1 protein-coding gene is annotated in these 737 nt (G+C 81.0%); it reads left to right on the plus strand.

The window, feature by feature from the left end; all coding sequences use genetic code 11:
* The coding region (locus tag AC2CJA_RS27015) for an ADP-dependent NAD(P)H-hydrate dehydratase (protein WP_484605256.1) at window positions 1-660 on the plus strand (660 nt) is incomplete at its 5' end.
* Window positions 661-737 lie beyond the last annotated feature (77 nt).

The following is a 737-nucleotide window of genomic DNA, read 5'->3' on the forward strand; positions in this document are numbered from 1 at the left end:
GGCGCCGTGCGCTACGCCGGGCCCGCGGCCGGCGCGGTGATCGCCCGCTTCCCCGAGACGCTGGTCTCCTCCGGCCCGCCCTCGCGGGCGGGCCGGGTGCAGGCGTGGGTCGTCGGCCCGGGGCTCGGCGACGGGGACGAGGCGCGCGGGATCGTCCGGGACGTGCTGGCCTCGGACGTACCGGCGCTGGTGGACGCCGACGGGCTGCGGCTGATGGACGCCGGAGCGCCGCGGGAGCGCACGGCACCTCTCCTGCTCACCCCGCACGCCGGCGAGGCGGCGGCGCTGCTGGGCGTCGGGCGGGAGGAGGTCGAGTCGGCGCGGCTGGCCTCGGCGCGGGAGCTGGCGCGGCGGTACGGGGCGACGGTGCTGCTCAAGGGCTCGACCACGGTGGTCGCCCCGCCCGGCGGGGACGGCCCGCCGCGGGTCAACCCCACCGGTACCGGCTGGCTGGCGACGGCCGGGAGCGGCGATGTGCTCTCCGGACTGGCCGGCTCGCTGCTCGCCTGCGGTCTGGCGCCCGTGGACGCGGCGGTGGCGGGCGCCTACGTCCACGGCCTGGCGGGCCGCCGCGCGGCGCCGCTGGTCAGCGCACTCGACGTGGCCGAGGCGCTGCGCCCGGCCTGGCGGGACGTGGTGGAGGCCCGGGGCGCCGGGTGAGCCGGGGGTCGTGGCCGGCGCGGCGGATGTGTGCCGGAATGTGCCGCCGCTCTCGCGGCGGGGGCACGGGCCGGGGG

Source organism: Streptomyces sp. ATLC9 (genome assembly GCF_057196705.1).